Raw genomic sequence first — 20970 nt, 5'->3', positions numbered from 1 at the left:
ACGATTATTCAATCCTTGGCCCGCTCGACATAGGTGTTGTCCGCCGTCGACACGACAATGCGGGTGCCTGCCGAAATATGCGGCGGCACCATGACGCGCACACCATTCGACATGATCGCCGGCTTGTAGCTCGACGACGCCGTCTGCCCCTTCATCGTCGGTTCCGTTTCCGAAATTTCAAGTGTCACCCGGGCGGGAATTTCGATGGCAACCGCATTGCCCTCGAAGATCGACAGCTTGCACACCATGCCTTCCTGGAGATAAACCGCCTGATCGCCCAGCACGTCCGATGATACCGGCAATTGCTCATAGTTTTCAGGGTTCATGAAGACGTAATTGTCACCGTCCAGATAAAGATAGCTGTAGTCAAAATCCTCGACAAAAGCGCGCTCGACCTGTTCGGTCGTCTTGTAGCGCTCCGAGACCTTTACCCCGTCACTGATGCGGCGCATATCAATCTGCGTCGTAGGCGTGCCTTTGCCGGGAAAAAAGCTTTCAGCCGACATGACGACACAGAGCCGACCGTCGAGATCGAGAATATTGCCCTTGCGGACCGAGCTGGCGATGACTTTGACCACGTCTTTATTCCTTAGCCTTGCAATGTGGCGTTTCTACTGACAGGTTCGCGGCCCAAAGGGAAGTCCCCCATGCTTTCAGGCAGCCCATGGTGGCGCCGCGACATTCACGCCGACCGCCGCCCGCGCCTCCTCGCCCGACAGGCAATGGCGATGCGGTTGCGCGCCTATTTCAGCGCTCAGGATTTTATCGAGGTTGATACCAGCGCCCTGCAAATCTCGCCAGGAAACGAAACGCACCTTCATGCCTTCGCAACGCAGTGGGATGGCATCGCGGGTGCAAGGCAGCCACTGTTCCTTCATACCTCGCCGGAATTTGCCTGCAAGAAAATCCTGGCAGCCGGCGAGCGACGGATATTTTCCTTTGCCCATGTCATGCGCAATCGCGAACTGGGCGCCCTCCACCAGCCCGAATTCACCATGCTTGAATGGTACCGGGTGGAGGAGGATATCTCGGCGATCATCGCTGATTGCGCGGCGCTGTTGCGGGAATGCGCCGCCTGTACCGGGGTCCGGCTCGTCAATTACCGCGAGCACATCTGCGACCCGCGCGCCGAACCAGAACGCCTCACAGTGGCGGACGCCTTCTCGCGCTTTGCCGGCATCGATCTTCTGGCAACCCTCGGCCCGGATGGCGCCACCGACCGCGACAGGCTTGCGACCGCCACCGCCAGACTTGGCCTGCGCGTGGCGGATGACGATAGCTGGTCGGACCTCTTCAGCCGCATCCTCGCCGACCGTATCGAGCCGAAGCTTGGTATCGGCCGGCCAACATGTCTGACCGAATACCCTTTGCCCGAGGCAGCCCTTGCCCGCCCTCTGCCGCGCGATTCGCGCCTTGCCGAGCGCTTCGAGCTATATATGTGCGGCGTTGAACTCGCCAATGCCTTCGGCGAGCTGACCGATCCGGGTGAGCAGCGCCGACGTTTTGTTGCCGACATGACGGAGAAGCAGCGCATCTATGGCCACTCCTATCCGCTGGACGAGGATTTTCTGAACTCCCTTGCGCATATGCCTGCCGCCTGCGGAGCCGCACTGGGCTTTGACCGATTGGTGATGCTGATGACGGGTGCAAGCCGCCTTGACGAGGTGATGTGGACACCCTTCAGCGATCCGGGCAGGGATGAGCGATGAAGAACCCGCGCACCTTGCGAACGGTCACCGATCTGATCACGCACAACCTGGTCAAGCAGAGCCAGCAGGCGGGACTTGAAGAGGTGAGCGAGCGCTATCCGGTAGCCATCACCAGCCATCTCGCCAGTCTCCTCACCATCGCCAACAATCAGGCGCTGGCCCGCCAGTTCATTCCCGACAGGGCCGAACTGAAAAGCGATGTGCTTGAACGCGCCGACCCGATTGCTGACCACAGATTTTCGCCTCTGCCTGGCCTCGTCCATCGCTATCCGGACCGTGTGCTGATCAAGCTCGTTCATGTCTGCCCGGTCTATTGTCGCTTTTGTTTTCGCCGCGAGATGGTGGGGCCGGACGGCGACGGGACGCTGAGCGACAGCGCCTTCGCCGCCATTCTCACCTACGTCAAAGCGCATCCTGCCATCTGGGAGGTGATCCTCACCGGTGGTGATCCGCTGATGCTGTCCGCACGCCGCATCGGCGAGGTGACGAAGGCGCTGGCGGCACTTCCACACGTCAAGGTCCTGCGCTGGCACACCCGCATGCCAATCGCCGATCCCGAGCGCATCACACCTGCGATTGTTCGCGCCCTGAAATCACCCGGTATCGCCACCTGCATCGGCGTTCACGCCAACCACGCGAGTGAATTGACAGCCTCTGCGCGCGCTTCGCTCGCCCGTCTCGCCGAGGCCGGCATCGCGCTCGTGAGCCAGAGCGTGCTCCTCAAGGGCGTCAACGACAATGTCGAGACGCTTGAGGCGCTGATGCGTGCCTTCGTTGAATCAGGCGTCAAACCCTATTACCTGCATCACCCGGATCTGGCGCCGGGTACCAGCCATTTCCGCCTGTCGATTGCCCGCGGGCAGCGCTTGATGAGCGAGCTTCGCCGGCGCCTGTCGGGCCTTGCGATGCCGAGCTACGTCATTGATGTTCCAGACGGGGCGGGAAAAATACCCATCGGACCAAGTTACATCAAAGCCGCCGGCGGTTCATTTCACCTCACCACGCTTGGCGGCAAAAAGCGTGCCTACCCGCCGCGCCGCAACGCTTCAAGGACCTCAACATGAGCGACATCGACACCCGCTTCGCCCGCATGCTGCATGCCCGCTCCAAACCGGCGCAGGGTGAAGCCCTGCAACCGGCCATCGTGCCGGCCTCCGTCTATCATCAGGCGGGCGACCCTTCAGGGCCCTATCAGTATGGCCGCTGGTCAAACCCGACGTGGACGGCACTGGAGGAAGCACTTGGCCATCTTGAGGACGCCGAGACGATCATTTTTCCCGCCGGGCTCGCTGCCGTCGCTTCTGTTTTCTATCCCCTGCTGCAGCCGGGCGATAAGGTACTTCTGCACGCTGACGGCTACGGCGCGACGCGCGGTCTGGCCGAAACCTATCTGAAGCCGCTTGGCATCACGTTTGACCTGACCGCGACCGGCATGGTGGGCGATCATGACCTTGCCGGCTACCGCATGATTTTCATCGAAACACCTTCCAATCCCGGTCTCGACATCTGCGATATAGCGGCGATTGCCGCCAAGGCCAGAGGCGCCGGCGCCCTGCTGGTGGCCGACAATACGACGATGACACCCCTTGGCCAGCGCCCGCTCGATCTGGGCGCTGACATCACTCTGGCATCCGACACCAAGGCGCTCAACGGCCATTCCGACGTGCTGTTTGGCCACGTCGCAACACGGGACGCCGCGCTCGCCGCCCGCATGCGCGACTGGCGCAAGATGGTGGGGATCATTCCCTCGCCCTTCGACACGTTTCTTGTCCATCGTGGCCTTGAAACACTGGAACTGCGCTTCACCCGCATGTGTGACAATGCCGAAAAACTGGCGCCCCGTCTGGCTGCCCATCCACGGTTGAAGAACGTTGTCTATCCTGGTCTGCCAAGCCACCCGGCCCATAATCTGGCCGCCCGCCAGATGACGCGCTTTGGTTCGCTCATCGCCCTGACCTTTGCCGGTCGGGCCGAGGCTGAACGTTTCATGGAGGACTGCCCGCTCCTCCGTCAGGCAACCAGCTTTGGCGGCCTGCACACCTCGGCCGAGCGCCGCAGCCGCTGGGGCGACAAGGTCGCGGACGGTTTTGTCAGACTGTCGGTGGGGTGTGAACCGGTCGAGCCCCTGTGGCAGGCGATATCAGCCACCCTTGATACCATCTAGCGCTCACCCGGCCGACACGTTAGCCTTTGTTCCTGAACGGTTGGCACCTGCCGGCCTCCCTGTCCGCCCGCAAAAATCGAAGAGTTCCCATGCCCATCGTCAATCGTGTTTCCGCCTTCGCCGATGACATCGCCGCCTGGCGCCATGACTTTCATGAAAACCCGGAAATCCTCTACGAGGTTCATCGCACTGCTGCCATCGTCGCCGACAAACTGAAGGCTTTCGGTGTCGACGAGGTGGTGACGGGCATCGGCAAGACCGGCGTTGTAGGCGTCATCAAGGGCCGGCAGTCTGGGTCGGGAAAGGTCATCGGCCTGCGCGCGGACATGGATGCTCTGCCGATCCAGGAAATTGTCGAGCGCCCCTACAAATCAAAAACACCCGGCAAGATGCATGCCTGCGGCCATGACGGCCACACCGCGATGCTGCTGGGCGCGGCGCGCTATCTGTCGGAAACCCGCAATTTCGACGGGACTGCCATCGTCATCTTCCAGCCGGCCGAAGAAGGCGGCGGCGGCGGCAAGGCGATGATCGAGGACGGTTTGATGACGCGCTGGAAGATCGACGAGGTCTACGGCATGCATAACATGCCAGGCGTGCCGGTCGGCACCTTCGCCATGCGCACCGGCCCGACAATGGCGGCAGCGGACCGCTTTGTGATCGATATCGAGGGGCGTGGCGGCCATGCGGCGATGCCAAACCAGACCATCGACACCATCATCGTTGCCATGACCATCGGTCAGGCCTTGCAGTCGATCGTTGCACGTAATGTCGATCCCGTGGAAAGCGCCGTCCTGTCGATCACCACCTTCCATGCCGGCGATGCCTTCAACGTCATTCCGCAGACCGCCCGCATCACCGGCACCGTGCGCACGTTCAAGAAAGACGTGCAGGACCTGGTTGAAAAACGCATGGGCGAAATCATCACCGGCATCGCCAGTTCCATGGGCGCCACGGCATCGCTTGACTATGAGCGCGGCTATCCGCCAACCGTGAATCACGCCGACCAGACAACCTTCGCTGCCAAGGTCGCCATGGACGTTGTAGGCGCGGACAAGGTGACGACCGATCATCCGCCGCTGATGGGCGCGGAGGACTTCTCCTACATGCTGGAAGAGCGCCCCGGCGCCTATATCTTCGTGGGCAATGGCGATACGCCGGTCTGCCATCACCCGGCCTATGATTTCGACGACAACGCGGCGCTCTATGGCGCCAGCTTCTGGGCCCGGCTTGTCGAGATGGCACTGCCCGCCAGATAGCTGGCGTCAGGCTGAACGGACCGCTTTGTCAGCCACCATGGCAGCAAGCGCAAGCGATGAGGTCAGGCCCGGGCTTTCAATGCCAAACAGCGACAGGATGCCCGGACAGCCATGGTCGTCCGGGCCGTCGATGATAAAATCCTGTGTCTGGTCGCGCGGGCCGATCTTGGCCCGGATGCCGGCATAGGCAGGCGCCAGCGCACCATCCTTGAGACCTGGCCAATAGCGACGTATTGCGGCATAGAAACGCTCGCCACGCCGCGCATCAACCGCATAATCCATCGCCTCGATCCATTCGACATCGGGGCCAAAACGCGCCTGCCCGCCCAGATCAAGCGTCAGATGGACCCCAAGCCCGCCAGGTTCCGGGATGGGATAGATTAGCCTTGAGAAGGGCGAGCGACCGGCGAGCGTGAAGTAGTTTCCCTTGGCCAGACTTTCCTGCGGAATGCGTGCTGACGGATATCCGTCGATACGTCGCGCCAAGGCGGGCGCGGCCAACCCCGCGCAGTTGATGAGGAGCCGACAGGTCATCTCGAACGGCTCGACGCCGCCGGTCCACAGGCGCACCCGCCCGCTTCCAGCAACGGCGCGCTCAAAAGAGGCTTTGAACACGACGCTCGCCCCATGTGCTTCCGCTTCGCCCTGGAGCACCAGCATGTAGGCGTGACTGTCGATAATGCCTGTCGACGGCGATATGAGCGCCGCATGAGCGGTGAGCGCCGGCTCGCAGCGGCGCGCTTCCGGCCCATCGATCATCACCAGATCATCAACGCCACAGGCCCGCGCATTGGCGCAGATGGCTTCAAGACGCGCCACTTGTTCAGCATTTGCTGCGACAATGAATTTGCCGATGCGCCGATGGGCAATACCGTGTTGTGCGCAATAGGCGTAAAGCCGCTCTTTGCCCTCGACACAGGCGTGTGCCTTCAGGCTGCCCGGGGCGTAATAAAGCCCGGCATGGATCACCTCGCTGTTGCGTGAGGACTGATGCTCGCCGATGTGATCTTCGGCTTCCAGCACGATCACGTCGCGGCCAGCCAGGGCAAGCTCGCGTGCAACCGCGAGCCCGACGACCCCTGCCCCGATAATGACGACGTCCGTATCCGTCCCAGCTAACATGGACGGATGAGTAGAACGATCTAGCGCACCGAGGCAAGGAAGCGGGTGAAACCTTCCCACACCTCGGCCTGGCCACCGCCATTCGCATCCTGACGCAGGGAGGACGCGCCGTGCGGAGCCCGCTTGGCCGCTAGCTGCGTCTTGGCACTTCCCGGTACGGCTTCAAGGATGGAGCGCGCTTCCGCAATCTCGCCGGAATCACTGGCTGAGGACACAAAGACCTGGACGCCCTGCAGCTTTTGGGCCGCACCCTTGACGCTTGCGCCCGCGCCGAAATATTCGCCCGGCGAAAAGGCAGCCAGCCCGGCAACCTTGCCCGGGTTCTGCGCAGCCAGCAAAAACACCAGCGAGGCCGAATAGCTGGAGCCGACGATGATCACCTTGCCGCCATGACCGCTGCTGGCAACCCAGGCGAGCGCTGCCTCAAGATCAGGCAAGGCCTGCAGGAAGCCGGCACTGCGCCCGAGTTCCTTCACCGTCTGATTGCCGGTACCAAAGGCAAATCCGCCTGAGCGCTGATCAATCGCCAGCGCGTTATATCCAAGTGCCACCAGACGCGGAGCGGTTGGCGCGTACTCGGCCGCGTTGGAGCCGGCCATATGAAACAACAGAACAACCGGTTTCGACTTGTCGCCTGTGCCGTAATAGGTGCCGAATACCTTCACCCCGTCCTTGGCTGTAAGCGTGACCGGCTGGGCGACAGCCGGCGAGGCAAAGCCGGTCATGAATAGCATGAGGCAGAACACGAGAGATGACGATAACAGGTGACGACCGGAAATCATGAGGTTCTCCGCTTGCAGACATCTAACCTACCATCGTGCAGGCAGCTGCCGATTCACTTCCACGTGACGGAACCAGCCTCAGCGCGCTGAGAGCAGACCCCTGTCGGACAGAGCAGCGCTACCGGGTGAAATGGATGAATTTCCACGGCGAGGTCTCGCTGTCACGCCTGAGCGCGACTTCGATGAGGGCCGGGCGATCAGCGCCAAGCGCTGCCTCAAGAACACCTTTCAACTCTGCCGGCGTTGTGACCCGCCGCGCCATGACGCCAAACGCTTCGCCAAGCTTGACGAAATCGGGATTGGTGAGATCAGATCCCAGCACCCGCCCGCCATAACGCTCCTGCTGGTCACGCCGCACATTGCCGTAGCTTGCGTTGTTGAAGACGATGGTGACGAGCCCGATGCCGTGATGCACGGCGGTCGCAAGCTCCTGGACGCCAAACATGAAGCCGCCATCGCCCGTGATCGACACCACGGCCTTGCGGGGATTGCCGATCTTGACGCCGAGCGCCGTCTGGAAGCCGTAACCGAGCGTTCCGGAAAAACCTGAGGAGATATAGGAGCGCGGTGCCAGAACGGGATATCCGAAATAGGACGTAAATCCCGTTTGGCACAACTCCTCCACCAGAATTCCGTCGCGCGGCATGACCTCCCGGATGACCTTGAGACAGGACATCTGCGGTTCGATCGCGGCGATATCCCTGGCAGCCTGCGCACGCGCCTGCGCCACGCGTTCTGTCGCATCACCTGCCTTCGACAATGGCAGCCGCGTCACCGCCTCATAGAGCGCCCGCGCGCCGTGCGCAGCATCAGCAACAATGCCGACATCCGCCTTCACCCGCACCATCTCGACCGGATCGATATCAATGCGGATCATCAAGCGGTCAAAGCGGTCAACAAGGCCGCTCATCCCCTGCCAGCGCATCAGCGGCATTTCGAGCCGCGTTCCGATGCCGATCACCAGATCGCTTTTCTCCCACAGGAGCTTTGCCTGATAGCTTGACACACCAAGCGGATGGTCTTCGGCAACGATACCGCGCCCGCTGCGGAATGCCGCAACCGGCGCGTCGATAGCTTCAGCGAGCGCCGTGATCGCCTCGCTCGCATGCTGGGCGCCGCTGCCAAGAAAAATGATCGGCCGTTTGGCGCCTGCAATCAATCTGGCGGCGCTGGCGATTAGATCGGGGTCGGGAGCCAAGGCGGCTTCGATCCCGGCAGCGCCAAGCCCTTGCACACTTTCCGTGCGCGCCATCACATCCCACGCCATCTCCAGCGATACCGGCCCCGGACGCCTCTCGCGGAGCTGGCGAAACGCCCAGTTGACCTGGCGTGGCGCTTCGGCGCCGCGCTCGATCCGCGCTGCTGCCTTGGTGAAGGACCGAATGGTCGCCAGCTGATCCGGCAATTCATGGAGATGGCCGCGCCCGCGTCCGATGAAATCGGACGGTATCTGCCCTGTCAGACACAGAACGGGCGCGCTGGCGCCAAGGGCCGTCGCGATCGCTGCCGAAGCATTGAGGACGCCCGGTCCCGGCACAACAGAAAAGACACCGGGCCGCCCCGTCGAGCGCGCATACCCGAACGCCATGTAGGCACAGGCCTGCTCATGACGCGCACCAATGGTCTGAATGGTGTTGGACGCCTGATGCAGTGCGTCAAACAGCGGATACATCTGGACGCCGGGAAGGCCGAATACCGTGTCAACCCCGTTGGCCTTGAGGCTATCAACAATCGCTTCACCACCGCTCATCAGGCGCGGCGTGTTGACTTTTTTGTTCATCGCCATCTCAACTCCCACTTGCCGTGTTTGTGGTCGCGCGCAACAACTGCGAAGTCAATGCGGGGTTTTGCAGCCGTGCCATCCTGCCCCAACCGAGGACATGCCGATGCCGCTGGTGCTCATTCTCGATCCGCCGCCGATGCCTCTGCCCGACCTTGAGGCGGCCGAACTTGGCGCCGGTTTCGATATCGAACTGGTGCCGCTCAATGCGTCCCATCAGGTATCGACCGCGACCCTGGCGCGCGCTGATGCGATCATCAATTTCCGCGGCCGCCACAAGATCGGCGAGCGTGAGGTGAACGCCATGACGAAAGCGCAACTCCTCGTGCAGGCAGGCGTTGGTTACAATCATATCGACATCGACGCCTGCGCCCGGCGCGGCCTTGCAGTCTGCAACACACCTGACTACGGCACTATGGAAGTTGCCGACCATGCGCTGGCCCTGACGCTCAATCTGGTCCGTGGCATCAGCACCTATAATGCGCGGCTTTTGACCCGCGATGATGCGTGGTCGACCGATCAGCTGGCGATACGACCTGTTCGCCGCCTGCGCGACCTCACCTTTGGGGTTGTCGGGCTTGGCCGTATCGGCATTGCTGCGGCACAGCGCGCGCGCGCCTTTTCGCTTGATGTTGCCTTTTACGACCCTCATCTGCCGCCGGGTGTTGAATTGTCGCTCGGGTTGCATCGCCACGACACACTCCGCGGCCTGCTGGCGGCGAGCGATATCGTCTCGCTCCACTGTCCGCTCACCACCGCAACGACGAAGCTGATTGATCACGCGGCGGTTGCCGCCATGAAACCGGACGCCGTGCTCATCAACACGGCGCGCGGACCAATCATCGATCTTGACGCGCTGGAAGCGGGCTTGCGCACGGACCGTATCGCTGCTGCCGGTCTTGACGTGCTGCCGGTCGAACCCATGGAGCGCAGCCATCCGCTCATCAAGGCGTGGACGGCGCGCGAGCCATGGCTCGAGGGACGCCTGACAATCACCCCGCATGCCGCTTTCTATACGCCTCAGAGCCTTGACGACATGCGCCGGCTGTCAGCTCGCGCGGTAGCCGACCGTCTGTCACGGGGAAAACTGCGCAGCCTCGTCAATGGCGAGGAGTTGAGGCGCTACGGCTTTGGCGCCCCTTAAACAGCACGACGGCAGACAACATTATTCCGCCGCCTGCAGCAGGCTTTCACCTGGTCTCACATGGGTGAAGTCAACCGCCTGCGCGGCCACACGCAGCTCATCGTTTTCCATTCTCACCTGGGTATAGGTCGAGGTCATGAGATCGCTGGCGGTTGGATGATCGGCGCGGTAATGGGCGCCGCGCGAATCCTCCCTCGCCAGCGCCGCAACGGCAATCGACTGGCTCACCAGAATGAGGTTCTTGAGATTGAGCCAGTCATGCCAGGTGAGATTGAAGGCCCGGTCGCCGCCAACGCCCATGGCATCGATATGCGCGGAAAGTTCGTGCAGGGAGCCCTGCGCCGCCATCAGGCGCGAGCGATCACGGATGATGCCGACCTCATCCCACATCACCTGATAAAGTCGCTCGCGCACCTCTTCTACCTGACCGGCCGGCCGGCCGAAAGGCTGTTCGGCGTTCGCAATCGCCGCCGCGACGGCGTGCGCATCTTCATCGCAAAGCCGCCCGGCGCGGCGCACGAAGGCCGCCATCGCCCTGCCGGCGATACCACCGAAAACCGTGGAATTGGCAACCCCGTTACCACCCAGCCGGTTGGCGCCGTGAACCCCGCCCGTATCTTCGCCAGCGACGAAAAGGCCCGGCAGCGCGGTCGAGCAATCTCCGGCAAACTCCACGCCGCCCATCATGTAATGCGCGGTCGGCACCACTTCGACACGCCCTGCAGCCAGATCAAAGCCGCAATCGGCGCAGCGCTCCACCATGCCCTTGAACTGGCGGCGCACATTTTCCGACCCCAGATGTTTCATCTCGATGAAAACCCCGCCAAGCGGGGAAGCGCGGCCCGCACGGATCACGTCGTCAACCGCGCGTGACACCACATCGCGCGTTGCCCGCTCGCCCCGCTCGTCATAATCGAACATGAAGCGCTTGCCATCGCCGTCGAGAAGATAGCCGCCCGCCCCGCGAAGTCCTTCTTCCAATACCGTGCCCGTCATGCGCGTACCCGGGCCGGCGAGAAGCCCGGTCGGGTGGAACTGCACCATCTCCATATCGCGCAGGCTCAGCCCGGCCCGCAGCGCCATCGCCATGCCGTCGCAGGATTTATCACCCGATGGCGTGTGGTAGCGATACATGGTGGGCCCGCCGCCGGTGGCAAGCAGCGTCGCCTTCGCCCGCACCAGAACGTAGGCGCCATCGCGCATATTGACCATCAGCACGCCGGCAAGCCCCGCGCCATCACGAGCCGGTATCAGGGCAAGCGCCCGGTGCTCCTCAAGCCGCACGGCGCTTTTCGCCCACACCTGTTCAGCCAGCCGGCTGACAATCTCGATCCCCGTCAGATCGCCCTTGTGGACGGTGCGGTCGAAAGTCTGGCCGGCGAAGGCCTTCTGATGCACGCTGCCATCGGGATTGCGGTCAAAGAAACAGCCATATTTGTTTTCGAGTTCGCGGATGCGTATCGGCGCTTCCGACACCAGCTTCCACGCCAGCTCCTGGACGTTAAGCCATTTGCCGCCCTCAATCGTATCCATGAAATGGCGCTCGATGGAATCACCCGGCGACAGAACGACATTGTAGCCGCCCTGGACCATGCGCGTGCAGCCACTTTTACCCAGCAATCCCTTGACCGCAATCGTCACATGGAGATCAGGATCAGCCTCAAGCGCATGCAGCACGCCGAAGAGCCCGGCGCCGCCCGATCCCAGAACCAGAATATCGGTGTCAAGCGTTCTCAACTCTTGACGCCGAGGTGTTTGAGCGCTGCCGACCGTCTGGCATCAGCCCGCGCCCTGACTGCATCAAAGGACGAGGCACCATGCGAATCCATCGTCACCAGCAAGGGTCCGAAATTCCTGACGCTGAAGCGCCAGATCGATTCAGGGTTGAGATCGTCCATATCGACATCATCAATGCTCTCGACCCACGTCGTCTGCAGCGCAGCCGCCCCACCGACAATCGCCAGATAAACGCCGCCAAGCTCGCTGAAAGCCTTTAGCGTCTCATCGCCCATACCGCCCTTGCCGATGATGATGCGAACCCCCTCGCGCTCCATCAGCGGGCGGGTGAAACGCTCCATGCGCTGGCTTGTCGTCGTGCCGACATTGATCGCCGCGTAGCCGGCGGGGTGCTCATTTGACACCGGCACTTTACGCACATTGGGTGCGGTATGGACGACAGCCGCTCCTTCGAGATCAAACTTGGTCTCCCGTCCCTTGTCGAACATGGCGATCAGATTGGCATCACGTACGCCGTAAAGCGCGCCGCTGAGCGTCACCCGGTCGCCAAGGCGAAGCTGGCGGACGTCCGCCGCACTGACCGGCGTGATGAATTGATAATCCGCCATCTATTCCCCGATCGCCACGCCGGCGCGGGTGAATACCGCGCTCGCCCGTCTCGCCGAATGGCACTGGATGTTCACCGCCACCGGATTCATGGTGATGTGAGTGGCGGCCGCCTCGACATGGACAGCGAAGGCGGTGCCAAAACCGCCCAGACCCTGCGGCCCGATATCGAGCATGTTGACAGCTTGTGACAGCAAACTTTCGAGCCTGGCCCCCTCGGGGTCCTTGCACATGGTGCCGAGCGGACGGGTCGCCGCCACCTTTGCCAGATGCATGCACACATCCGACGTGCCACCGATACCAACCCCGACGATGGTCGGCGGGCAAACGCGACCGCCGACTTCCATCACCCGGTCGATGACGAAGGTCTTGATGCCGTCAATGCCGTCAGCCGGGATCAGCATCTTGAGAAACGAGCCATTCTCCGAGCCGGAACCCTTGGGGATCATCTCCATTCTCAGCGTTTCCGCTTCATCGATAAAATCGATGTTGATCACCGGCACATGCGCCCCGCACGATGTCTGCTCGTTGATCCGCGTCAGCGGATGGACGACGGAAGAGCGCAGCGGATGTTCTCTGGTTGCCCGCTCGACGCCGCGCCGGATCGCCTGTTTCAACAGATAGCCATCGAGTGTAACGCCGCGCCCGATGCCGACATTGTAGATCGGGATACCGGTATCCTGGCACAGGATATTGTCGGTCTTTTCAGCAACGGCGATATTCTCGATCATCGTTGCCAGGATCGATTGAGCCGTCTCGTCCGTCTCCGCCGCACTCAACCGCACGAAACCCTGCTTGATGTCGCTTGGCAGGATTTTCAGCGCCCGGATGTAGAGAAGCTTGGCAACGTCCTCAATAGCCTCCGGGGTGACCGCGAAACTCATCTCTGCATGCCCCATCTGGCGACCGTATAACGCTCTATCAGGCGGAAGATACCGCTCTCCACCGCAAGCCCGATCAGGATCACCGTGAGCAGTCCGGCAAAGACATGGGCGGTCTGCAACTGATTGCGATTTTCAAAAATGAACCAGCCAAGCCCGCCCGAGCGCGAGGAAACACCAAACACCAGCTCGGCCGCAATCAAGGTTCGCCAGGCGAAGGCCCAGCCGATCTTGAGGCCGGCAAGGATCGCCGGGAAGGCGGCGGGGATGAGAATGTAGACAACATAGGGCAGACCCTTCAGCCCGACATTGCGCCCGCTCATGCGCAGTGTTTCCGCAACCGAGAGAAAGCCGGTATGCATATTGAGCGCCACCGCCCACAGCACCGAATGAATGACGACAAAGACAATCGACGTGATGCCGATGCCAAACCACAGCAACGCCAGCGGCAGAAGCGCGATCGCCGGCAGCGGATTGAACATCGAGGTCAGCGTCGACAGCAGATCAGTGCCAAGGCGCGATGACACCGCAACAATGGTCAACCCCGTCGCCAGCACGACACCGATGACATAGGCGATACCGAGCACACGCAGCGATGTCAGCGTGCGGTTGATCAGCGTGCCCGAAACGGCCGCATCCACCCACGCTACAAGCGTCTGGCCAAGAGTTGGAAAAATAAGATCATTGCCGAGAAGGCGCCCGTAGATTTCCCAGGCAAGCCCCAGCATGGCAACGATGAACAGTTTGCGCAGACCTTCTGACGCGGCGATGCGCTCAAAAAAGCCGAGCGGAGTTTCAACCAGCTTCTGATCGCCGGCGGCGATTTCTGCATGGACGATCTCAGGTCGCTGCGGCGGCGTTGGCCGTTCAGTATCAATGACCGCCATGGACGCTTCCTGCCTGAGATTGCCCCGTCGAGGCGCCGGCTGCTTCGCCAAACAACATGGCGTTGATGCGGGTGTCGAGCGCCTGGATCGCCATGCCGGCCTCGGCGCCTTCGCCGAAATCACCCGAATTGAGTTCCGCCTTCACCCGTCCCGGATGGGGCGAGAGAACAAGGATGCGATTGCCAACCACAATCGCCTCATGGATCGAGTGGGTGACAAACACCACCGTAAAGCGCGCCTCATCCCATAATTGCAGCAATTCCTGTTGCATCTCGCGCCGCGTCAATGCGTCGAGCGCTGCGAAGGGCTCGTCCATCAGCAGCACGCGCGGCTCAAGGGCGAGCGCGCGCGCAATCGCCACGCGCTGCTTCATGCCGCCTGAAAGCTGATGGGGGTAGACATGGGCAAATTTGCTGAGCTTCACCTTGTCAAGGAAGCGGCGGGCCCGCTCGCGCGCATCCTTGCCGCTATATTTGCCGGTGCGTTCCATGGGAAAAAGCACGTTCTGCTCAACCGTCTTCCACGGCAGGAGCTGATCGAATTCCTGGAACACCATCATGCGGTCGGGGCCAGGCTCGGTGACCTTCTGGCCATCAAGCCTGATCTCGCCTTCAACCGGGGACAGAAACCCGGCAATCGCTTTCAGCAGGCTCGACTTTCCGCATCCCGACGGCCCGAGCAGAACAAACCGATCGGCGCCATGCACATCAAAGGACACACGCTGGGTCGCCCGCACCGCGTAGTCGCGCGTGCGATATTGCAAGGTGACGCCATCAACCTCAAGGCGCGGGCGCGGCAGGGCGCTATCGTCGAGCCGACCGTGCACAATCAGCTTCCCTGTTTCGTATGTAGCTCAGGGAAGAAGAGATCGCTCCATTGCGTCGGCGCATCCTTGATGGCGCCCGTCTTTTTCATGAAATTGGCAAATACCATCGAGCGCTGCGGTGTCGTTGTCATGACGTTTTCAGGGTCCTTCAGAATGCCGGTGACGAAGCCTGGATCAAGTTTCGAATTTTCCGCAGCAATCCAGATCTTGCCAGCTTCAACCGGATCGGCGTTGATCATGGCAATCGCCTTCTCAAGCGCTGTCAGGAAACTCTTGTAGACGACCGGGCTGCCCTCCCGCACTTTCTTCGTCGTCCAGACCGCGTTGAAGATGGTCGGGCCACCGAGCACGTCGAAGGAATTCAGGACGCGATGAACGCGCGGATCCTTCAACTGCACATATTGGAAGGGCGCCGAGCCGAAATGCGCTGTGATCTCGCTCTTGCCTGAGAGCATTGCCGCTGTGGCATCCGGGTGGCTCATCGATACCGTCAGATGGTCAAGCGCATCGAATTTGCCCAGCTCACGCTCAGCCGCCATTTGTAACACGAGCGCTTGAATGGCGATTTTGACCGCCGGCAGGCCGATCCGGTCCTTGTCGGTGAAATCCTTCACCGTCTTCACTGCCGGGTTGATGGTGTTGAGATAAAGCGGCATCGAGTTGAGCGCCGCCACGCCACGCACATCGATATTGCTGCGGGTGCGCGACCAGATGGTGATCATCGGTCCGATCCCACCGGAGGCGAATTCAAGACTGCCGGCAATCAGCGCATCATTGATCGGCGCCCCGCCGGTGAACTGCACCCACTGGACGTCGGACGTCGGCACGCCATTGGCCTTCAACTCCGCCTCGATAAGGCCTAGCTTCTCCATCACCGCCATCGGTATGTAGGAAATGCCGAATTGCTTGGCGATGCGCACCTGCGTTGGCGCCTGCGCGCGCGCAACGCCTGGCAGCATCAGAGCGCTTGCGGCTATGCCGGCAAGAGCCTGCCGGCGCGAATGATGATTGGTCATGCGTCTCTCCCCTTTTCCTTAGATGTTTGCTTTACCCGTGTCGTGCCGCCAGCAGAAAAAGCAGACCCGCCGCGATAGCGAAGGCGATACAAAGCATGATGTACGTCTTTTGTCGCTCACTCCACGGCAGAAACTCAATAGCCAGCACCCTGATCCCGCCGGCCATATGCAGCGCCAACGCACTTACAAGCAGCCATTCGCCCAGCTTGACCCATGGATTGGCAGCCCATAGCAGAAAATCGTCAAGACCAGCAGCGCCATTGAGCGCATTGCCCAGCACAAAAAAGTGAAATGGCAGAAAGACAGCGAGTGCCAGTCCGGAAAGGCGGTGAACAAGATAAGCAACATAACCCGCATGCGATCGGCTGCGCACACGCCCGGCTGCCTGCTGCAAACTCATGACACGGCTCTCCTCACCAGATCACCCCTGCAACGGCGCGCAAACCGGCGATCAGAAGAAGGACGCCGAAGGCCGCCCACACCCCGTCAACGCGATTACCGCGCCAGCCGGCCCATTCAGCACTGATCGCCCGGCACCCAAGGGCTGCATGAACACTGACTGCCACGACGAACAGGCCATAGAACCCTGCCCAAAGCGCCGAGCCGCGCGTGCGTGCAAAAATCGCTTCCGCGCTCAAGCCGGAGCGCACCGCGTAGATGATGACGGCGAGGTGGATCAGTACCAGCGGCGCCATCACCACCGCGCTTGCCCGCTGCGCCAGAAAGAGCCACATCTCCCCGCGCCCGCTCACAACCGTCCCTCGATGAGCGCCATGAGGCTCATGCGCTTCAACCCGGCAATCGAGCGTGTCGGATTGAGCCCCTTGGGGCAGGCGTCCCGGCACCCCTGCTGGGTATGACAATTCTGGCAACCACCTGCGCCACTCACCGCTTTCAGGCGCTCGTCCTGCGCCCCGTCGCGCCCATCATTCATCAGCGTCCACGCGCGGTTGAGCGCAGCCGGCCCAAGATAATCCGGCTGCCCCGCAACCACATCGCAGGAAGCGTAGCAGACAGCGCAGCCAATGCATTCGATCGCCTCATCAGCCTGGCGGCGCGCGGCGCCCGACGGCGGCACAATCGCAAAATCATCGCCAAGTTCGGCTTGCGGCTTGAACTGGCCGCCGGCCGCCTGCCATTTGTCGAAGAAGGGCGCAAGATCAGCCACGAGATCACGGATGCGCGGCAGATTGGCAAGGGGTTCAAGGGTGAGCCGGCCATCAGCCGCCACCTTCTTCACATGCGTGCGGCACGTCCAGCGCGCCTTGCCATTGACCATCATGGCGCAGGATCCGCACATACCGACCCGACAGGCAAAGCGATAGGCAAGGCTCGGCTCCAGCACCTTTTGTACATGGGTGACGACATCGAGAACCGTCTGATTGTCGCTGCGCGGCACGTCGAAGCGCTGGAGCTGACCCTCCGCGCCGCCTCGCCAGATATCGACTGTCAGAAACTCAGCCATGCCGCCGCTTGTCCCTTTGAATAATCTGAATGACGAGCATCCCTAACCCGGATGCGATGTCAACATCGCCGAGATTTCGCTGATCGTCAGTACAACCCCAAGAACCAGCAGCAGCCACAATACCAGCCAGCGAAAGCGCGCGCCGTTGATTTTGGAAAAAAGCCACAGGCCGATCACGACCCCGGCAACCATCACCGGACCGGTAATCGCCAGATCAATCAGGCTGTGCTGGCTGATTCCAACCACCAGCGCCAGCGACATCAGCGAATAGGCTTGCATGACGAGAATGAAACTCTGAAAAACAGCTCTTTGCCGCGCCGGCTCCCAGCCCCGCATCAAGCACCACGCCGTCATGAGCGCCCCGGACAGACCGGCAATGCCGCCGAGCACACCGCTGAGAAAGCCCACAATCGCGTCAGACAGGCGTCCTGCCAGAGGCGAGACGTAGGTGACCGGCAGGCGCATCGCATAAAGGGCGTAGAACGACAGGAACAGACCAATTCCCAGGCGCACCGTGCCGGGATAAAGATGGCCAAGCGCCAGACTTCCAACCGGCGCGCCGATCACGCCGGCGGCGAGAAACGGCCACAGATCGGCCCATGCGACCCTTTGGCGCAGCCGCAAAAGCGACATGACCTGAGCGAGAAAGCTTCCCATGAGGATAAGCGCCGTGGCATCAGCCGGCGAGCGCAGATGAAAGACGATACCCGCCGCCACCAGCGCGAACGCAAAGCCGGTGAGGCCGGACACGGTCGCGGCTGTAAAGATGGCTGCCTGCAGCAGAAGAGCGTCTGTCACGATCCAGCCATTCGGGCCATCATCGTCGGCCAAGACAGTACCAGAAACGGGTTGGTCATGGCGGAGAAATGCGCTTGCGTCTAAGGCGTCGGGCGCAAGGCGAGCGTGCGCCCCTCATCGCCGACCGGAGGACGGGAGACGACCGCGGCAGGCGATGGCCATTGCGCATGATCCGCGCGTCCGACATGCGTTGGTGCAAGATCGCCACGCTGGAGAACACGTGAGGCGAAATCATCGCGGTTGACCGGGGAGGTCGCCAGTTCAGCGCCAGGCTTGAAGGGCAACGGCGTGAGTTGCACGACCGCGCCCACATAATTGGGCGCAAGCGCGGCAATGGGCGCTGCCGGCACGCTTGGCGCCACACTGCCAGGCAGCCGGTTCGTTCCTTGTTCATCACGTCGCGATGGCAGCTCAAGGCCGGCAATGAGAGGCGCAGCACTCACCGCGCCGTCGCGCTTCAATGTGTTGTCGACAAAAAACGCCAGCTTGCGATTGCCGGCAGGGGTGAAATTTATGCCATCCGACTTGCGCAGCCGGCGCTTGTTGCCGTTGATGTCCGGCCCGATCGCCACATACTTCCCCTCATCATCGGCAAAGCCTTCCCAGACATCGACAAAACGGGCACTGGCGGTGAACATCCGGCTCTTGAAAATTTCGTCGAAAAAACTGGAATCCTCGCTGTCGCGAGCCGCCCGCATGATAGGCAGACCTGTCCAGTAAAGGCGCGTGCGAAGGGCCCCGAAATATCCCAGAAACTGATCGATGCGGGCCTGGTAGATATCCCGCCAGCGCGGATCGCGGAATTCGACGATGCGCTCCCCGTCGATCAGCGCCTGGCGGTCATTGAAGCCGAACATGACGATGATGGCGGCCGGCGCTTTCTCCGCCATCGCCTCCCGGACAAGCGCTCCCCAATCGGTTGACGCGCCGCTGATAATGCCAACGCCTTGGCGCGTGACGGGCGTAATCTTCACGCTACGGTCTTCGGCATAGGTCTGGCGCAACCCTTCGGCGATGCCTCCAGCCATCTCATCGCCAACCACCAGGATCGTCGCCGCATCCGCGTTTTTCGGCTGTTCAGGCGCTGCATAGGTCACGTCCGAAATGTCAGCCGCCGGTCGCGCCGGTCGCGCCACGGGCGGGTGCGCCGGGCGGGCAAGTTTTTCCTGTTGTCGTTTACGTCTGGCATCTTCCTGGCGAAACACTTCCTCCAGAAATTCAACCGCCGGCCCAGCCGCCAGCGCTGCATGCCGCCCAAGGCCCACGCCGATGACAACAACCAGAAACAGCGTGTAGGCGGTCCTGCGCATTATGCCTCCATTGGCGGGCTTATACCGGTTCACCAGCCAATGGCCAAGTAGCCAGCGCCACGTCTTTCACCAGCGCCACGTCTTTCACCAGCACCAAGTCCTGGCCCTAAAGCTGCGCCGCCCGCAACTGCTTCAGCAGCGCCTCGTTGGGGTAGCCGTCGGCAGGCGTCAATTTCATCCGCAATTGATAAGCCTGAACGGCCTTGCGCGTCATGTCGCCAACCCGCCCGTCCGTCCCGCCTGTGTCAAACCCCAGAGCGCTCAGCCGCCGCTGGATTTCCTGCAACTCGTCGGTCGTTAACTGTCGTTCAGCGCCGGGCCATGGTGTCACCAGCCCCGCCCCGCCCGCCAGCACGTCAGCCAGAAGGCCAACCGCCATTCCGTAGGAAAATGCGCTATTATAGGCAAGAATCGCTTTGAAATTCTGCGTCAGAAGAAATCCAGGGCCGTTTGAGCCTGCGGGAAAGGTCAGTCTGGCTGGAGCTTCAGGGGCGGGATGGGGTTTGCCATCAGCCCGGCTGATGCCAAGCCGCGCCCATTGGCTGACCAGCCGCTCGCGCCGGTTATCTGCCAACTCAAAATTGAAACCGTCGGCAGCCTTGACCTCATATCCCCAGGGCAGACCGCTTTGCCAGCCACCGCGATCTTTCAGATAATGGGCCGCCGACCCAAGCGCATCGGCAATCGTGTTGAGGTCGATCTTTCCATCCCGATCAAAATCAACGCCGTTGCGCAGCCAGGAGCTTGGCATGAACTGGGTCTGGCCGAGTGCACCCGCCCACGAGCCCACGAGTGTCTGCTGCGTTCCCCACCCCTTCTCGATCAGGACAAGCGTGTTGATGAATTCGCTTTCCCAGAACGCCTGGCGTCGTGCCTCCCGCCAGGCAAGCGCACCCAGCGAAGGCAATGTCGGTTTCATCGCCCGCGGATTAGTCATCACTTCGCCATAGGCTGATTCATTGCCCCAGATCGACAGGACAACAAAACGGTCGACACCGTAGACGCGCTCGACCCGGGCGAGCAGATCACCATGCTGGCGGGCCCGCTCCCTGCCCGTATCAATCCGCCATTGCGACACACGGCGATTGAGATATTGCCACAGCACCTCGGTGAACTCGGCCTGGCGGTTGACCGTATCGAGAACCGACAGGTCAGGCACCAGCCCTCCCGTCTCGCGATCAAACGTCTCAGGTGACACGCCCTTGGCGAGCGCCTTGGGCCGTATCCGCGATAGCCATTCGGCGAAACTGTCAGCATGCGCCAGCCTCGGCGCCACCAGCAGCGACACGGCCTGCAACAAACTGCGGCGCGGCAGCCCTCGCGGTGCAGCCCGAGGTGGCAGCGTTATGCTCTGGTCAACCGGTCTCATCAGATGAGTTTAACCGGACCACGGCTATCACCCAAGCCCCATTCGCCCGTCGCCGCTTGTTTTCAGCCAGGCAGCTGCGTTAACGCTCCATTCACGCCACGCAACCCATGTAGCT

21 protein-coding genes are annotated in these 20970 nt (G+C 61.7%); 5 read left to right on the top strand and 16 right to left on the bottom strand.

Annotated features, from left to right (window positions below):
* Positions 1–8: 8 nt before the first annotated feature.
* Entirely contained in the window at positions 9–578 is a 570-nt protein-coding gene (gene efp, locus ACINK1_RS09580) for an elongation factor P (RefSeq protein ID WP_376801611.1), read from the bottom strand.
* Between the two features lie 69 nt (positions 579–647).
* Between efp and epmA the strand changes: the two genes are divergently transcribed.
* The 4 genes from epmA (at position 648) to ACINK1_RS09560 (ending at position 5132) form a co-directional block, all read left to right on the top strand.
* On the top strand, positions 648–1709 hold the full coding sequence (gene epmA / locus ACINK1_RS09575) for an EF-P lysine aminoacylase EpmA (protein ID WP_376801610.1): 1062 nt from the start codon (positions 648–650) through the stop codon (positions 1707–1709).
* The gene (locus tag ACINK1_RS09570; RefSeq protein ID WP_376801609.1) at positions 1706–2773 is read left to right on the top strand and encodes a lysine-2,3-aminomutase-like protein; all 1068 of its coding nucleotides are present in this window, start codon (positions 1706–1708) and stop codon (positions 2771–2773) included. The genes epmA and ACINK1_RS09570 overlap by 4 nt, the downstream gene beginning before the upstream one ends.
* Entirely contained in the window at positions 2770–3873 is a 1104-nt protein-coding gene (locus tag ACINK1_RS09565; RefSeq protein WP_376801608.1) for a cystathionine gamma-lyase, read from the top strand. Before ACINK1_RS09570 ends, ACINK1_RS09565 begins: the two co-directional genes overlap by 4 nt.
* 89 nt (positions 3874–3962) lie before the next feature.
* The gene (locus ACINK1_RS09560; RefSeq protein WP_376801607.1) at positions 3963–5132 is read left to right on the top strand and encodes a M20 aminoacylase family protein; all 1170 of its coding nucleotides are present in this window, start codon (positions 3963–3965) and stop codon (positions 5130–5132) included.
* A gap of 6 nt (positions 5133–5138) precedes the next feature.
* Here the strand turns inward: ACINK1_RS09560 and ACINK1_RS09555 are convergent, their stop codons facing one another.
* The 3 genes from ACINK1_RS09555 to ACINK1_RS09545 all read right to left on the bottom strand — a co-directional run bounded on the left by ACINK1_RS09555 (position 5139) and on the right by ACINK1_RS09545 (position 8816).
* Positions 5139–6254, bottom strand: a complete 1116-nt coding sequence (locus ACINK1_RS09555; RefSeq protein WP_376801606.1) for an NAD(P)/FAD-dependent oxidoreductase — start codon at positions 6252–6254, stop codon at positions 5139–5141.
* Positions 6255–6274: 20 nt separating this feature from the next.
* Positions 6275–6988: an alpha/beta hydrolase gene (locus ACINK1_RS09550; protein ID WP_376801605.1), complete on the bottom strand. Its 714-nt coding sequence runs from the start codon at positions 6986–6988 to the stop codon at positions 6275–6277.
* 166 nt (positions 6989–7154) lie between these two features.
* A complete protein-coding gene (locus tag ACINK1_RS09545) occupies positions 7155–8816 on the bottom strand; it encodes a thiamine pyrophosphate-dependent enzyme (protein ID WP_376801604.1) in 1662 nt (553 codons plus the stop codon).
* 100 nt (positions 8817–8916) lie between these two features.
* On the opposite strand from ACINK1_RS09545, the gene ACINK1_RS09540 reads away from it, so the two are divergent.
* Positions 8917–9960: a C-terminal binding protein gene (locus ACINK1_RS09540; protein WP_376801603.1), complete on the top strand. Its 1044-nt coding sequence runs from the start codon at positions 8917–8919 to the stop codon at positions 9958–9960.
* Positions 9961–9981: 21 nt separating this feature from the next.
* Here the strand turns inward: ACINK1_RS09540 and ACINK1_RS09535 are convergent, their stop codons facing one another.
* From ACINK1_RS09535 to ACINK1_RS09480, 12 genes are all read right to left on the bottom strand, one after another.
* The gene (locus tag ACINK1_RS09535) at positions 9982–11697 is read right to left on the bottom strand and encodes an L-aspartate oxidase (RefSeq protein ID WP_376801602.1); all 1716 of its coding nucleotides are present in this window, start codon (positions 11695–11697) and stop codon (positions 9982–9984) included.
* On the bottom strand, positions 11694–12305 hold the full coding sequence (locus ACINK1_RS09530; RefSeq protein WP_376801601.1) for a fumarate hydratase C-terminal domain-containing protein: 612 nt from the start codon (positions 12303–12305) through the stop codon (positions 11694–11696). Before ACINK1_RS09530 ends, ACINK1_RS09535 begins: the two co-directional genes overlap by 4 nt.
* Entirely contained in the window at positions 12306–13187 is an 882-nt protein-coding gene (locus ACINK1_RS09525; RefSeq protein WP_376801600.1) for a fumarate hydratase, read from the bottom strand.
* Positions 13184–14071, bottom strand: a complete 888-nt coding sequence (locus tag ACINK1_RS09520) for an ABC transporter permease (protein ID WP_376801599.1) — start codon at positions 14069–14071, stop codon at positions 13184–13186. Before ACINK1_RS09520 ends, ACINK1_RS09525 begins: the two co-directional genes overlap by 4 nt.
* The gene (locus ACINK1_RS09515; protein WP_376801598.1) at positions 14058–14897 is read right to left on the bottom strand and encodes an ABC transporter ATP-binding protein; all 840 of its coding nucleotides are present in this window, start codon (positions 14895–14897) and stop codon (positions 14058–14060) included. Before ACINK1_RS09515 ends, ACINK1_RS09520 begins: the two co-directional genes overlap by 14 nt.
* Before the next feature lie 2 nt (positions 14898–14899).
* Positions 14900–15913 (bottom strand): ABC transporter substrate-binding protein, encoded by a 1014-nt coding sequence (locus tag ACINK1_RS09510; RefSeq protein ID WP_376801597.1) that lies wholly within the window; start codon positions 15911–15913, stop codon positions 14900–14902.
* A 31-nt stretch (positions 15914–15944) separates the two neighbouring features.
* Positions 15945–16313: a succinate dehydrogenase, cytochrome b556 subunit gene (sdhC, locus tag ACINK1_RS09505; protein WP_376801596.1), complete on the bottom strand. Its 369-nt coding sequence runs from the start codon at positions 16311–16313 to the stop codon at positions 15945–15947.
* A gap of 13 nt (positions 16314–16326) precedes the next feature.
* Positions 16327–16665, bottom strand: a complete 339-nt coding sequence (locus ACINK1_RS09500; RefSeq protein ID WP_376801595.1) for a succinate dehydrogenase — start codon at positions 16663–16665, stop codon at positions 16327–16329.
* A complete protein-coding gene (locus ACINK1_RS09495) occupies positions 16662–17378 on the bottom strand; it encodes a succinate dehydrogenase/fumarate reductase iron-sulfur subunit (RefSeq protein ID WP_376801594.1) in 717 nt (238 codons plus the stop codon). The genes ACINK1_RS09500 and ACINK1_RS09495 overlap by 4 nt, the downstream gene beginning before the upstream one ends.
* A 42-nt stretch (positions 17379–17420) precedes the next feature.
* Positions 17421–18209: a sulfite exporter TauE/SafE family protein gene (locus ACINK1_RS09490; protein ID WP_376801593.1), complete on the bottom strand. Its 789-nt coding sequence runs from the start codon at positions 18207–18209 to the stop codon at positions 17421–17423.
* 47 nt (positions 18210–18256) lie between these two features.
* A complete protein-coding gene (locus ACINK1_RS09485; protein ID WP_376801592.1) occupies positions 18257–19486 on the bottom strand; it encodes a DUF459 domain-containing protein in 1230 nt (409 codons plus the stop codon).
* Positions 19487–19592: 106 nt separating this feature from the next.
* Complete coding sequence (locus ACINK1_RS09480) at positions 19593–20855, bottom strand: lytic murein transglycosylase (protein WP_376801591.1); 1263 nt, start codon at positions 20853–20855, stop codon at positions 19593–19595.
* Positions 20856–20970: the final 115 nt, after the last annotated feature.

The sequence above is a fragment of the Raskinella chloraquaticus (SeqCode) genome (assembly GCF_021731865.1).
Taxonomy (GTDB): domain Bacteria; phylum Pseudomonadota; class Alphaproteobacteria; order Rhizobiales; family UBA4765; genus Raskinella; species Raskinella chloraquaticus.
The sequence above is the reverse complement of the archived record's forward strand: the minus strand, read 5'-3'. Positions and strand labels throughout refer to the sequence as shown.

Excerpts from the sequence above, each read along its gene's own strand:
- sdhC (WP_376801596.1), bottom strand. The coding sequence starts at position 16,313 with ATGAGTTTGCAGCAGGCAGCCGGGCGTGTGCGCAGCCGATCGCATGCG.
- ACINK1_RS09555 (WP_376801606.1), bottom strand. The coding sequence starts at position 6,254 with ATGTTAGCTGGGACGGATACGGACGTCGTCATTATCGGGGCAGGGGTC.
- ACINK1_RS09510 (WP_376801597.1), bottom strand. The coding sequence starts at position 15,913 with ATGACCAATCATCATTCGCGCCGGCAGGCTCTTGCCGGCATAGCCGCA.
- ACINK1_RS09540 (WP_376801603.1), top strand. The coding sequence starts at position 8,917 with ATGCCGATGCCGCTGGTGCTCATTCTCGATCCGCCGCCGATGCCTCTG.
- ACINK1_RS09525 (WP_376801600.1), bottom strand. The coding sequence starts at position 13,187 with ATGAGTTTCGCGGTCACCCCGGAGGCTATTGAGGACGTTGCCAAGCTT.
- ACINK1_RS09550 (WP_376801605.1), bottom strand. The coding sequence starts at position 6,988 with ATGCTATTCATGACCGGCTTTGCCTCGCCGGCTGTCGCCCAGCCGGTC.
- ACINK1_RS09530 (WP_376801601.1), bottom strand. The coding sequence starts at position 12,305 with ATGGCGGATTATCAATTCATCACGCCGGTCAGTGCGGCGGACGTCCGC.
- ACINK1_RS09560 (WP_376801607.1), top strand. The coding sequence starts at position 3,963 with ATGCCCATCGTCAATCGTGTTTCCGCCTTCGCCGATGACATCGCCGCC.
- ACINK1_RS09485 (WP_376801592.1), bottom strand. The coding sequence starts at position 19,486 with ATGCGCAGGACCGCCTACACGCTGTTTCTGGTTGTTGTCATCGGCGTG.
- ACINK1_RS09570 (WP_376801609.1), top strand. The coding sequence starts at position 1,706 with ATGAAGAACCCGCGCACCTTGCGAACGGTCACCGATCTGATCACGCAC.
- ACINK1_RS09480 (WP_376801591.1), bottom strand. The coding sequence starts at position 20,855 with ATGAGACCGGTTGACCAGAGCATAACGCTGCCACCTCGGGCTGCACCG.
- epmA (WP_376801610.1), top strand. The coding sequence starts at position 648 with ATGCTTTCAGGCAGCCCATGGTGGCGCCGCGACATTCACGCCGACCGC.
- ACINK1_RS09545 (WP_376801604.1), bottom strand. The coding sequence starts at position 8,816 with ATGAACAAAAAAGTCAACACGCCGCGCCTGATGAGCGGTGGTGAAGCG.
- ACINK1_RS09520 (WP_376801599.1), bottom strand. The coding sequence starts at position 14,071 with ATGGCGGTCATTGATACTGAACGGCCAACGCCGCCGCAGCGACCTGAG.
- ACINK1_RS09495 (WP_376801594.1), bottom strand. The coding sequence starts at position 17,378 with ATGGCTGAGTTTCTGACAGTCGATATCTGGCGAGGCGGCGCGGAGGGT.
- ACINK1_RS09565 (WP_376801608.1), top strand. The coding sequence starts at position 2,770 with ATGAGCGACATCGACACCCGCTTCGCCCGCATGCTGCATGCCCGCTCC.